We start from the raw sequence: 12,430 nt of genomic DNA on the forward strand, positions 1-12,430 counted from the left end.
AGGCCGGCGTCAGAACACGGTCAGAGGAACGCTGAATAGTCGCGCTGCCGGGCCATCCGTCGGATGGCCCCACAACAGACGGAGACTTTTCAACATGGCAACTGCAGCAGCATCCGCCGCAACGCCGATGACCAAGGAGGAGAAGAAGGTCATCTTCGCTTCCTCACTGGGCACGGTGTTCGAGTGGTACGACTTCTATCTCTACGGGTCGCTCGCGGCCATCATCGCGAAGCAGTTCTTTGCGGGCCTTGAGCCCGGCGCCGCGTTCATCGCGTCGCTGATGGCCTTTGCCGCCGGCTTCATCGTGCGCCCCTTCGGCGCGCTGGTGTTCGGCCGCCTGGGCGACATGATCGGCCGCAAGTACACCTTCCTGGTCACCATCCTGATCATGGGCTTGTCGACATTCATCGTCGGCGTGCTGCCCACCTACGCGACCATCGGCGCTGCCGCGCCGGTCATCCTGATCATCCTGCGCCTGCTGCAAGGCCTGGCACTCGGCGGCGAGTACGGCGGCGCAGCCACCTACGTGGCCGAGCACGCCCCGCACGGCAAGCGCGGCGCCTACACGTCGTGGATTCAGACCACCGCGACGCTGGGCCTGTTCCTGTCGCTGATGGTCATTCTCGGCACCCGCACGGTGCTGGGCGAGAAGGACTTCGGCGACTGGGGCTGGCGCATTCCGTTCATCGTCTCCATCCTGCTGCTGGGCATCTCGGTGTGGATTCGCCTGAGCATGAACGAGTCGCCCGCCTTCCAGAAGATGAAGGCCGAGGGCAAGACCTCCAAGGCGCCGCTGTCCGAGTCCTTCGGCCAGTGGAAGAACCTGAAGATCGTGCTGCTGGCCCTCTTCGGCCTGGTCGCCGGCCAGGGTGTGGTCTGGTACACAGGCCAGTTCTACGCGCTGTTCTTCCTGACGTCGGTGCTCAAGGTCGAAGCGTCCAGCGCCAACATCTGGATCGCGATCTCGCTGATCCTGGGCACGCCGTTCTTCGTCATCTTCGGTACGCTGTCGGACAAGATCGGTCGCAAGCCCATCATCATGGCCGGCCTGCTGCTCGCCGCGTTGACCTACTTCCCGCTGTTCAAGGCGCTGACCGCTGCGGCCAACCCGGACCTCGCCCGCGCCCAGGAAACGTCCAAGGTCACGCTCAGCACGAACATCGCCAGCTGCTCCTTCCAGGGCAGCCCGATCGCCCGTGAAGTGGACTTCACCAGCGCCTGCGACATCGCCAAGCGTGCACTGGCCGGCTCGTCGGCCAGCTCCGAGACCGTCGAGGCCCCCGCCGGTGCAGCCACCGTCGTGCGCGTCGGCGACAAGGAAATCGCCGTGCCCACGGCCAGCAAGCTGACCGAGCACAAGTTCGACGAAGCCAGCACCAAGGCCATCGCTGCCTTCAAGAAGGAACTGGGCGCCGCGATGACGGCCGCCGGCTACCCGGCCAAGGCGGACATGGCCAAGGCCAACGTGCCACTGGTCATCGGCATCCTGTTCATCCTGGTGTTGTACGTGACCATGGTCTACGGCCCGATCGCCGCCATGCTGGTGGAGATGTTCCCGACCCGCATCCGCTACACCTCGATGAGCCTGCCGTATCACATCGGCAATGGCTGGTTCGGCGGCATGCTGCCTTCCATCACGTTCGCGATGGTGGCCCAGAACGGCAACATCTATCACGGCCTGTGGTACCCCATCGTCATCGCCGTCATGACCCTGGTCATCGGCGTGCTGTTCGTCCGTGAGACGAAGGACGTGGACATCTACGCGAAAGACTGAGGCAGGACCGAGGACAGTGCCTGCGCACTGTCCGACGCCTGCCGAAGGCCAGCGACCTGCAGGGAGCTGGCATGAGGCAAGTCAAGGGCCGGCTCATGCCGGCCCTTTCTTATTGGGTCGCTCCGCTTGTGGACCCAAGCCCACCCTGCGACGATGCCGCCCCATGGCCAAATCCAAAGACCCGTCCGAGCCCGGCAGCGGCGAACAGCGCCGCCTGCAGATGGTCGACATCGCCCGACTGGCCGGTGTGTCCGTCTCCACCGTGTCGCGTGCCCTCAACGGCAGCGAGCTTGTCAACGCCGAGACCCGCCAGCGCGTGGCCGAACTGGCCCGTTCGCTGAACTACTCCATCAACTTCGGCGCACGCAATCTGCGCCTGCAGGAGAACAAGACCATCGCGGTCGTCGTGCCCTACGACGCCAGTTCACGCCAGCACATCTCCGACCCTTTCTTCCTGTCCATCGTCGGCGCCATCGCCGACGCGCTGACCGACCGCGGCTACGACATGCTGCTGTCCCGCGTCGATGCCGACCGGCTGGATTCAGCCGCGCACTGGGTTGACTCCGGCAAGGCCATCGGCGTCGTGCTGATCGGCCAGTGGCGCCAGCACGACCAGCTCAACGACATGGCTGCGCGCAAGCTGCCGCTGGTGGTCTGGGGCGGCGAGATGCCGCAGCAGCTCTACGCCAGCGTGGGCGGCGACAACGTGCTGGGCGGCAGCCTGGCCACGCGCCACCTGCTGCAGCTGGGGCGCCGGCGCATCGCCTTCTTCGGCGACGCCAAGCTGCCTGAAGTCTGGCTGCGCCGGCAGGGCTATGCCCAGGCGCTGCGCGAGGCCGGGCTGCAGGTGGACCCGGCGCTGGAGCTTGCCGCGCCCTTCGAGCCCGGCGTGGCCACCGACATCGTGCGCAGCTTCTGCGCCGCGCGGCGCGACTTCGACGCGGTGTTCTGCTGCAGCGACGTGCTGGCCTTGCTGACCAGCCAGGCGCTGCGTGCCACCGGCCGCAGTGTGCCGGGGGAGGTGGCCGTCGTCGGCTATGACGACATGCCGCTCGCTGCCTATTGCGACCCGCCGCTGACGACCGTGCACCAGCCGGTCGGCGAGGCCGGCGAGGCGCTCGTCGAGGCGTTGCTGGGCCAGCTGAGCGGCGAGCGCCCCGGGCCGCGCACGATGCCGGTCTGCCTGAAATTGCGCGCCAGCGCCCCGGCTGCGGCCTGACTGAGCCAGGCTCGGCTGGGACTAGCCCGCCCCGCCAGCTGCGGCTCCGGCGGCGTTGATATCGTTTCCATTGAAATACATAGCAGCCGAGCCGTAGTTCTTTAAATACGTGTTTCTACCAAAATGCAATCGATTGCAAAACGAATGGCAGCCGCGCAGAATGACGGCACGGACCGGCGCCCGACAGGGCGGCCGGCCCGCCGGCCCCGCAGAGGGCGCCCGAACACCAACATCCCGGAGACACCATGACCAGCACCCGCCCCTCCCTCCAGCCGCTGGCCGCCGCCGTGGCCCTTGCGCTGCTGAGCGCCACCGCGCACGGCCAGCAGGCCGCCACCGAGACGGCCGATGGCCTCAAGCTAGACGCCGTGGTCGTCACCGGCAGCTCGTCGGCCAAGTCCAAGATGCGCTCCAGCGTCGCCATCTCGACCATCGAAAGCGAGGGCGTCGCCGCCGTCACCGCCGCCAGCTCGGCCGACCTGCTGCGCGGCGTGCCCGGCATCCGCGCCGAGGCCAGCGGTGGCGAGTCCAACGCCAACGTCGCCGTGCGTGGCATCCCGGTCTCGGCTGGCGGCGCGCGCTACATCCAGTTCCAGGAAGACGGCCTGCCCGTGCTGCAGTTTGGCGACGTGGCCTTCGCCACGCCGGACACCTGGATGCGCGCCGACGCCGGCTTCGAGCGGCTGGAAGTGGTGCGCGGCGGCTCGGCCGCGCTGCTTGCCACCGGCGCGCCCGGCGGCATCCTGAACTTCATCAGCAAGACCGGCCAGGAGCCCGGCGGCAGCCTGCAGCTCAGCAAGGGCCTGGACTACGACCACACCCGCGTCGACTTCGGCTACGGCGGCCGCCTGGCGCCCAAGACGCGCTTCTTCGTCGGCGGCTTCTACCGCGTCGGCGACGGCGGCCGCAAGGGCGCCGACGGTACCGAGAACGGCGGCCAGGTGCGCGCCAACGTCACCTTCGAGCTGACCGGCAAGAGCTTCGTGCGATTCAGCCTCAAGCACCTGGACGACCACAGCCCCACCTTCATGCCCACGCCGGTGAAGTACGTGAACGGCAGCATCCAGGAGATCCCCGGCCTGGACCCGCGCCGCGCCGCCTTCTACGACGCCGCCTGGCCGCTGGACAACACGCTGACCGGCACCAACGGCCGCGCCACCAGCAACATCCGCGACGGCCTGTCCGCCAAGAGCGATGCCTTCGGCGTCGAAGCGGACTTGGACGTGGGCGCGGGCTTTCGCCTGCAGAACAAGTTCTCCTGGAGCAAGAACTCGGGCCGCTTCATCGGCATCTTCCCGGGCGACGACGTGGCCGCCGCGCCCGCCGGCACCACGCTCGCGACTGGCCCCGAAGCCGGCGCCGCCTATACGGGAACGAAGTTCACCGCCGTCATCTTCAACACCAAGGTCGACAACGCCGGCCTGGTGGCCAACGACCTGAAGTTCTCGCGTGACTTCGACCTGGGCGCCGGCACCAAGCTCAGCGCCGTCGCCGGCCTCTACACGTCCGTGCAGGAACTGGACCTGACGTGGAACTTCAACCAGTACTCACTGTCCGCCAGCGGCGAGGGCGCCCGCGTGCTGAACGTGCCCGGCGTCGTCAACGGCTCGCCCGGCTTCGGCGGCTGCTGCAGCAACACGCAGGACAGCAAGTACACGACCAACGCGCCCTATGTCGTGCTGAACCTGGAGTCCGGCGCGCTGTCGGCCGACATCGGCCTGCGCCGCGACAACCAGAAGGCCAGCGGCGCCTACTACCAGTCCAACGCCGGCGTCAGCTACGACCTCACCAGGCCGAACGCCATCGACTACGACTTCGGCCGCACGTCGTACTCGCTGGGTGGCAACTACGCGCTGAGCAAGGACTTGTCGGTCTTCGCCCGCTACTCCGACGGCGCCGCCTACAACGCCGACCGCATCACCTTCTTCAACAACCCCAACCTCGTCAACGGCAAGAGCCCGACCATCCCGACCAACAAGGTCAAGCAGGCGGAAGTGGGCGTGAAGATCCGCGGCGGCGGCATGAGCCTGTTCGCCACGCTGTTCCACGCCAAGACCGACGAGGTCAACGTCGACGTGACGACCGTTCCCATCGTCGCCCGGGAGAACAGCTATCGCAGCAATGGCCTGGAACTGGAGGGTTCGGCGCGCTTCGGCATCTTCAACCTGGTCGGCGGGCTGACCTATACGAAGGCCAAGCAGGCGGACGGGCGGGCTCCGAAGCGCCAGGCGAAGGTGGTCTACCAGCTCACGCCCACGGCCAACATCGGTGACGACCTGACCCTCGGCGTCGGCATCGTCGGCACGACCAAGAGCCTGGACGACGGCCCGACCGGCCCGCTGACCATCACGCTGCCGGCCTACACCGTGGTCAACGCGTTTGCCAGTTATGCGCTGAACGACCGCGTGACGCTCTCGCTGGCGGCCAACAACCTGCTCAACGAGCTGGCCTACACGGAGAGCAACGACGGGCGTGGTGCCGCGCGGGCCTACACGGGCCGCACGGTCAAGGCTTCGCTGCGCTACAGCTTCTGATGGCGCCCGTCCTGGTCCTTGGCGAGGCCCTCGTGGACGAGTTCCACGACGGCCCGGTTGCCGGCGGCGCGCCCTTCAATGTGGCGCGCTCGCTGGCGGCATTGGGTGCGCCGGTGCGCTTCGTCAGCCGCATCGGCGCCGACGACGTGGCGGGCCGCCTCGTGCTGGACAGCGCCGCACGCTTCTGCCTCGCGGTGGACGGCATCCAGCGTGACGCGGCCCGTGCGACCGGCCGCGTCAGCGTGCATGAGGACGGGAAGGGCGGCCACCGCTTCGAGATCCATGCCGACGCGGCCTGGGACCATCTCGAAGCGCCCGCAGCGACTCAGGCCGGCATCGTCTATTTCGGCAGCCTGGCCCAGCGCGCTCCGGCGTCACGCGCGGCCATCCGCGCCACCGTCAAGCGTGTGCCGGGTTCGCGTTTCCTGGACCTCAACCTGCGCCCCGGTACCGACACGCCGGCACTGGCTGCTGAAGTGCTGATGCTGGCGGACTGGGTCAAGCTCAACGAGGACGAGCTTGATCGCCTGCTCGCCTGGTTCGAGCCCGGGCTGCCGGATCTGATGGCCCGCTTTGCGCTGCGGCGAATGCTGGTCACGCGCGGCGCGGCGGGGTATGCGCTGTATGGCGAGCGCGGCAGCCTGCTGGCGAGCGGCGATGGCGTGGCCCAGCCCGCTCTTGTCGACACCGTCGGCGCCGGCGACGGCTTCACGGCCATGCTGCTGGCTGGCCTGTCGCTGGGCCGCGACCTGGCCGCCACCCTGGCCCTGGCCAATCGCTACGCCGCGATGATCTGCGGCGTGCGCGGCCCGCTTCCGGCAGACCCGGCGTTGCTGGCTCCGTGGCGCGAAGCGCTGCATGCCTTGCCGCAGGAGAACCGAGCATGAACAAGCCCCACCTGTCGTTCTCCCAGATCGTGAACATGAATGTCGGCTTCCTCGGCATCCAGTTCAGCTTTGGCCTGCAGCAGGCCAACATGAGCCCGATCTACCAGATGCTGGGCGCCGAAGGGAAGGACCTGCCCTATCTCTGGCTGGCCGGCCCCGTCACCGGCCTGCTGGTGCAGCCCATCATCGGCGCCATGAGCGACCGCACGACCCACCGGCTGGGCCGGCGCACGCCTTACTTCCTGATCGGTGCGCTGCTGTGCTCGCTGGGCCTGATCGTCATGCCCTTCAGCCCCGCGCTGTGGTTCGCGGCTGGCCTGCTGTGGATTCTGGACGCCGCCAACAACGTGACGATGGAGCCCTACCGCGCCTACGTCAGCGACCGGCTGCGGCCGGAGCAGCATGCCAGCGGCTTCCTCACGCAGGCCTCGTTCACCGGGCTGGCGCAGACGCTGGCCTATCTGACGCCCAGCCTGCTGGTCTTCTTCGGCATGAACAAGGATGCGCTGGGCGCCAACGGCATCCCGGTCGTGACGACGCTGGCCTTCGTCCTCGGCGCGCTGCTGTCGTTCACGACCGTGTGGTGGTCCGTGCGCAAGGTGCCCGAGTTGCCGCTGCCGGCCGAGGAGATGGCCCGGCTGCGTGCCCTGCCCAAGGGCTTGGGCCCCGCGCTCGCCGAGATCTGGGCCGCGCTGCGCGACATGCCCGCGACGATGCGCCGCCTGTGGTGGATGGCGCTGTTCCAGTGGTACGGAATGATGTGCTACTGGATCTACATCGTGCCCACGCTGGCCGCCACGGTCTTCGGCACGGACGACCCGCACAGCGCCGGCTTCCGTGACGCCGCGCTGCTCAACGGCCAGGTCGGCGGCTTCTACAACGCCGTCGCCTTTGTCGCCGCCTTCGCGATGGTGCCGTTCACCAAACGCCTGGGTGCGAAATGGGTCCATGCCTTTGCGCTCGCCTGCGCGGCGGCCGGCATGTGGGCCTTGCCCGGCATCCAGGACAAGGCCTGGCTCTTCCTGCCCATGGTGGGCATCGGCCTGGCCTGGGGTTCCATCATGGGCAATCCGTATGTGCTGCTGGCCGGCAGCATCCCGCCCGAGCGCGCCGGGGTCTACATGGGCATCTTCAACATGTTCATCGTCATCCCCATGCTGATCCAGGCGGTGACCCTGCCCTTGTTCTACGACAGCCTGCTCGGCGGTCGGCCCGAGAACGTCATCCGCCTGGCCGGCGTGCTGCTGGCCATCGCGGCCCTCTGCGTGCTGCGCGTCAAACCGACGAACGCCTCATGAAAAACCAAGTCCAGCTCATCACCTATGTCGACCGCCTCGGCGGCCGCCGCGACGGCGCCGATCTCGCGCGCCTGAAGCGGCTGCTCGGTGCGCCCGGCTCGCCGCTGCAAGGCGTGTTCGGCGGCGTGCACCTGCTGCCCTTCTTCGACGCCATCGACGGCGCCGACGCGGGCTTCGACCCCATTGACCACACCCGGGTCGATCCGCGCCTGGGCGACTGGCGTGACATCAAGGCGCTGACCGAGGATCTGGACGTGATGGCCGACGTCATCGTCAACCACATGTCTGCCGAGTCGCCGCAGTTCCTGGACTACTCCGAGAAGGGCGAGGCCTCGGCCTACGCCGGCCTGTTCCTGACGCTGGACGCCGTCTTCCCTGACGGCGCCACCGAGCGGGGCCTGCTGGCCGTCTACCGCCCGCGCCCCGGACTGCCGCTGACCTACGCCGCGCTGAAGAATGGCGAGCGCCGCATCCTGTGGACGACCTTCACTGCCGCGCAGATCGACATCGCCGTGCGCCACCCGCAGGGCCGCGCCTACCTCGCCAGCATCCTGCAGACGCTGGCCGGCAACGGCATCCGCATGGTGAGGCTGGACGCCGTCGGCTACGCGATCAAGAAGGCCGGCGCCAGCTGCTTCATGATGCCGGAGACCTTCGACTTCATCGCCGAGTTCGCCGCCGAGGCGAGGGCGCTGGGCATCGAAGTGCTGGTCGAGATCCACGCCTACTACCAGCGCCAGATCGAGATCGCGCGCCAGGTGGACTGGGTCTACGACTTCGCGCTGCCGCCGCTGGTGCTGCATGCTTTCAACTTCCACACCGCCAGCGCGCTGAAGCGCTGGATCGCCGTGCGCCCGACCAATGCGCTGACCGTGCTCGACACGCATGACGGCATCGGCATCATCGACATCGGCGCGGACGCTAGCGACCGCGCCGCCCACCCCGGCCTGGTGCCGCCCGAGGAGCTGGACGCGCTGGTGGAGCGCATCCACGCGGCCAGCGGCGGTCAGAGCCGCCAGGCCACCGGCGCTGCGGCCAGCAACCTGGACCTCTACCAGGTCAACTGCACGTTCTTCGACGCCATGGGTCGCGACGAGACGGCCTATCTGCTGGCCCGCGCCATCCAGTTCTTCCTGCCCGGTGTGCCGCAGGTCTACTACGTCGGCCTGCTGGCCGGCCACAACGACATGGACCTGCTCGCCCGCAGCCAGGTCGGCCGCGACATCAACCGCCACCACTACAACGAGGAAGAGATCGCTCGCGACTGCGAACGCCCCGTCGTGCGCCGGCTCATTGAGCTGATCAGGCTGCGCAACAGCCACGTGGCATTCGCTGGCAGCTTCCACGTCGAGCCCAGCGCTGACGACGAACTGCAGCTGCGCTGGCAGCACGGCAACGAGTGGGCGGCGCTGCGCGTCAACTTCTCCAGCCTCGCCCACGAGCTGAGCTTCAGCAGCGCCGATGTCGGCCGGGAGACGCTGGCCTTCAGTTGAGCGTCAGCCTGGGCCCGCAGAATCCGTCGCAGTACAAACCTGTGGAGACTCAAGCATGTGGAAGATCGTCGTCGCCTTCATCGCCTTTGCCGCGCTGGCCCTGTTCATCCTGACCAAGAGCGGCGGTGACATCGACCTCGGCGGCGAGTCGCATGGCATCTCCAGCAGCCACGAGCCGGCTGCCTCTGAAGCTGCATCAGCCGCCGTCGCCACTGCCGTTGAAGCCGCCTCCATGCCGGCTTCCGCCGCGTCTCAATGAGTCTCTGACGGTTCCGCGCCGCCGCGCTGCGGCGCCACCAGCGGCAGGCGCATCAGCATCTGCGTGCCGCCACCGGGCGTGGACTTCACCTCGATCTGCCCGCCCAGCACATTCGTCACGATGCTGTGCACGATGTGCATGCCCAGGCCCGAGCCGCCAGTGCCCAGCTTGGTCGTGAAGAAGGGGTCGAAGATGCGCCGCCGCACGGACTCGTCCATGCCGCGGCCATCGTCGCTGACGCTCAGCTCGGCCTCGCTGTCGCCCAGCGGCGCGCAGTGCACCGTCACGCGGCCGTGCTCCATGCCCTCGAAGCCGTGCAGCAGCGCGTTCATCAGCAGGTTGGTCAGCACCTGGCCCAGCGCGCCCGGGTAGCTGTTCAGCATCAGGCCGTGACAGAGCTCGGTCTGGATGACGAAGGGCGTGTGCTTGAAGCTGGGCTCCACCATGACCAGCACGTCCTCCACCACCTTGCCCAGGTCGAAGTCGCGCCGCATGTCGTTGGTCTGGTCGATGGCCACCTGCTTGAAGTCACGCACCAGGTCGGCGGCCTTCTGCACATTGCGCTGCAAGATGTCCTGGCCCCGCCGTGTGTCGCGCGCCAGTTCCTCCAGCAGGCTGCGGCGCAGTTGCACGCCGCCCGCCAGCATGGCCTCCAGCTGCTTGTAGCGGTCGTCCAGCGCCGACACGACGGTCAGCGCATTGCCCAGCGGCGTGTTCAGCTCATGAGCCACGCCGGCCACCAGCCGGCCCAGCGAGGCCAGCTTCTCCGACTCCACCAGCTCGCGCTGCGCCGTCTGCAGCGTCTGCAGCGCGTCTGACAGCTCCGCGTTGCTGGCCGTCAGCTCGGCCGTGCGCTGGTTGACGGTCTCTTCCAGGTTGAGGTTGTGCTGGCGCAGTGCCTCGAAGGCGGACAGCAGCGCCTGGCGCATCCGCTCCATGGCCACGCCCACGCGGGCGATCTCGTCGGCACCGCCCACGCGCACCGGCTGCTCCAGCCGCCCGGCAGCCAGCGCCTCGGCGGCGCCGGTCAGCGCGGTCATGGGCCGCAGCACGTAGCGCTGCAGCACCCACAGCATCAGCACCAGCGACAGCGTCAGCGTCAGCCCGCTGCGCCACACGGTGCGCCACACGTCGTCGCGCTTGGCCTGCAGCAGGGGTGCGGCGGTCATGCTGATCGTCAGCCGGGCGATCTCGCGGCCGTCGCGCTGGATGGGGCGCGTCTGGCTCAGCATCAGCGCCGTGTCCTCTGCATCCTTGCGGCGCTCGAAGGACAGGAAGGGTGCCGACGACGCCGGCTCCACCACCTTGACCGCGACGAAGCGCGGGTCGTCCACCTGGGCCTTGACCATGGGCTCGGCCAGGTCCGGCGAAACCTGCCAGACCGGCTCGGCCAGTGACAGCGACATCACCTCGCTCGTGCGCGCCAGGTCCCGCCGCAGGTCGTCCATGGCGGTCGCGCGCGTCTTCTGGATGTCGTAGACCAGCACCGCCGTCGTCGGCAGCAGCAGGCCCAGCAGCAGCGCCAGCACGACGGCGAAGGTCAGAGTGTTGCGCTGCCATCCGTACAGATGGGGCGTCAGCGGGGGCGTTGCGGTCGTGGGGGTCGGGTCGGGGCGGTCCGTCATGGGCGACGCACGGTCGGTGCTGCAGGCCGGCCGAGTGTAGGTCCGCGAAATCCGGCAGAAATGCGCGTGCGAGGCTACAGAGGGCCGGGTTTTTCCCGGGGAGAGGGGGCTGCGGCCTGGCGGGGTGCTGGCCCCAAAATCCGCCGCCAGCGCGCCGAGGCGGTGCGCTCATGGAGAAGAACAGTGAATCGTTGGGTTGGCCTGTCGGTGGCGTTCGCTGCCTGTCTTGGTATGGGTAGCGCATTTGCGCAGGGCGCGCTGCGCATTGGCATGGTGGCCGGGTTCAGCGGGCCGGTCGCGGGCATCGTGCAGGAGAGCGCCGACGGCGCGCGCCTGTACTTCGATGCGGTCAATGCCCAGGGCGGCATCCGCGGCCAGAACATCGAGCTGGTCACGATGGACGACAAGTACGACAACGCGACGGCCGTGACGCAGGCCAAGTCCCTGGCCAGCCAAGGCGTGCTGGCGCTGATGCTCAGCCGCGGCACCGGCCCCACCGAGGCCATGCTGCCGGTGCTCAAGGAAAACCGCCTGCCCCTGATTGCCCCGGCCACCGGCGCCATCAGCCTGCACGAGCCGGTGCAGCCCTGGGTCTTCCATCTGCGCGCCAGCTACCAGAAGGAGGCCGAGCGGGCCGTCAAGCACCTGGCCGGCATCGGCGTGAAGCGCATCACCATCGTGCAGGTCAACGACCCCTTCGGCACCGACGCCGGCAAGGGCGCGATCAAGGGCCTGGACGATCTCAAGCTGCGCGCGCTGTCCAACCTGCGCTTCGACCGCAACAAGCCCAACCTCGCGCCGACCATGCAGGCCATCGCCAAGGCCGGCATCGAGGCCGTGGTGCTGATCGGGCCGGGCTATGCCGTCGTCGAAGGCGTGAAGGCGCTGCGCGCGGCCGGCTCGACGGCCCATGTGGCGACGCTGTCCAACAACGCCTCGGCCGACTTCGTCAAGGCGCTGGGCGAGAACGCGCGTGGCGTCATCGTCACCCAGCTCTTCCCCTACGAGCGCTCCACCGCCAACCTGATGGTGCGCGAGGCGCTGAGCCTGGCCAAGACGGCCGGCCGCCAGGAGCTGACGCCGTCCCACATCGAAGGCTTTGCCGCCGCCAAGCTCGTCGTCGACGCGCTCCGGCGCGCCGGCAAAGACATCACCCGCGACAGCTTCGCTCGGGCGCTGGACGGCCGCATCGACCTGGGCGGCCTGCAGGTCAACTACTCGGACAAGGACCGCAGCGGCCTGGAGTACACCGACGTGTCCATCGTCGACGAGGACGGCCGCTTCCGACGCTGATCGCGCGATGATGCGGCCTGCTGCGCAAGGGCGCAGCCGAGGCTAGGA

9 protein-coding genes are annotated in these 12,430 nt (G+C 68.4%); 8 read left to right on the plus strand and 1 reads right to left on the minus strand.

The window, feature by feature from the left end:
- The first annotated feature begins 94 nt into the window (after positions 1-94).
- The 7 genes from ACG00Y_RS07110 to ACG00Y_RS07140 all read left to right on the plus strand — a co-directional run bounded on the left by ACG00Y_RS07110 (position 95) and on the right by ACG00Y_RS07140 (position 9,464).
- The gene (locus tag ACG00Y_RS07110; RefSeq protein WP_394477305.1) at positions 95-1,774 is read left to right on the plus strand and encodes an MFS transporter; all 1,680 of its coding nucleotides are present in this window, start codon (positions 95-97) and stop codon (positions 1,772-1,774) included.
- A 163-nt stretch (positions 1,775-1,937) separates the two neighbouring features.
- Positions 1,938-2,993, plus strand: a complete 1,056-nt coding sequence (locus ACG00Y_RS07115) for a LacI family DNA-binding transcriptional regulator (protein WP_394477307.1) — start codon at positions 1,938-1,940, stop codon at positions 2,991-2,993.
- A gap of 245 nt (positions 2,994-3,238) precedes the next feature.
- Positions 3,239-5,527, plus strand: coding sequence for a TonB-dependent receptor (locus ACG00Y_RS07120; RefSeq protein ID WP_394477308.1), 2,289 nt, complete (start codon positions 3,239-3,241; stop codon positions 5,525-5,527).
- Positions 5,527-6,414: a PfkB family carbohydrate kinase gene (locus tag ACG00Y_RS07125; RefSeq protein WP_394477310.1), complete on the plus strand. Its 888-nt coding sequence runs from the start codon at positions 5,527-5,529 to the stop codon at positions 6,412-6,414. The genes ACG00Y_RS07120 and ACG00Y_RS07125 overlap by 1 nt, the downstream gene beginning before the upstream one ends.
- Positions 6,411-7,712, plus strand: a complete 1,302-nt coding sequence (locus ACG00Y_RS07130) for an MFS transporter (protein ID WP_394477311.1) — start codon at positions 6,411-6,413, stop codon at positions 7,710-7,712. The genes ACG00Y_RS07125 and ACG00Y_RS07130 overlap by 4 nt, the downstream gene beginning before the upstream one ends.
- The gene (gtfA, locus tag ACG00Y_RS07135) at positions 7,709-9,205 is read left to right on the plus strand and encodes a sucrose phosphorylase (protein ID WP_394477312.1); all 1,497 of its coding nucleotides are present in this window, start codon (positions 7,709-7,711) and stop codon (positions 9,203-9,205) included. Before ACG00Y_RS07130 ends, gtfA begins: the two co-directional genes overlap by 4 nt.
- Positions 9,206-9,260: 55 nt before the next feature.
- The gene (locus ACG00Y_RS07140; RefSeq protein WP_394477313.1) at positions 9,261-9,464 is read left to right on the plus strand and encodes a hypothetical protein; all 204 of its coding nucleotides are present in this window, start codon (positions 9,261-9,263) and stop codon (positions 9,462-9,464) included.
- On the opposite strand, the gene ACG00Y_RS07145 is transcribed toward ACG00Y_RS07140, so the two are convergent.
- Complete coding sequence (locus ACG00Y_RS07145) at positions 9,458-11,089, minus strand: sensor histidine kinase (protein WP_394477314.1); 1,632 nt, start codon at positions 11,087-11,089, stop codon at positions 9,458-9,460. The genes ACG00Y_RS07140 and ACG00Y_RS07145 overlap by 7 nt on opposite strands.
- Positions 11,090-11,320: 231 nt before the next feature.
- Here ACG00Y_RS07145 and ACG00Y_RS07150 point away from each other — a divergent pair, with 231 nt between their 5' ends.
- Positions 11,321-12,382, plus strand: coding sequence for an ABC transporter substrate-binding protein (locus ACG00Y_RS07150; protein ID WP_394477316.1), 1,062 nt, complete (start codon positions 11,321-11,323; stop codon positions 12,380-12,382).
- Positions 12,383-12,430 lie beyond the last annotated feature (48 nt).

This window comes from Pelomonas parva (assembly GCF_043555835.1).
GTDB classification, from domain to species: Bacteria; Pseudomonadota; Gammaproteobacteria; order Burkholderiales; family Burkholderiaceae_C; genus Pelomonas; species Pelomonas parva.

Bases quoted from the DNA above. Each gene is read 5' to 3' on its own strand.
- ACG00Y_RS07110 (WP_394477305.1), top strand. From the start codon at position 95: ATGGCAACTGCAGCAGCATCCGCCGCAACGCCGATGACCAAGGAGGAG.
- ACG00Y_RS07115 (WP_394477307.1), top strand. From the start codon at position 1,938: ATGGCCAAATCCAAAGACCCGTCCGAGCCCGGCAGCGGCGAACAGCGC.
- ACG00Y_RS07120 (WP_394477308.1), top strand. From the start codon at position 3,239: ATGACCAGCACCCGCCCCTCCCTCCAGCCGCTGGCCGCCGCCGTGGCC.
- ACG00Y_RS07125 (WP_394477310.1), top strand. From the start codon at position 5,527: ATGGCGCCCGTCCTGGTCCTTGGCGAGGCCCTCGTGGACGAGTTCCAC.
- ACG00Y_RS07130 (WP_394477311.1), top strand. From the start codon at position 6,411: ATGAACAAGCCCCACCTGTCGTTCTCCCAGATCGTGAACATGAATGTC.
- gtfA (WP_394477312.1), top strand. From the start codon at position 7,709: ATGAAAAACCAAGTCCAGCTCATCACCTATGTCGACCGCCTCGGCGGC.
- ACG00Y_RS07140 (WP_394477313.1), top strand. From the start codon at position 9,261: ATGTGGAAGATCGTCGTCGCCTTCATCGCCTTTGCCGCGCTGGCCCTG.
- ACG00Y_RS07145 (WP_394477314.1), bottom strand. From the start codon at position 11,089: ATGACGGACCGCCCCGACCCGACCCCCACGACCGCAACGCCCCCGCTG.
- ACG00Y_RS07150 (WP_394477316.1), top strand. From the start codon at position 11,321: ATGGGTAGCGCATTTGCGCAGGGCGCGCTGCGCATTGGCATGGTGGCC.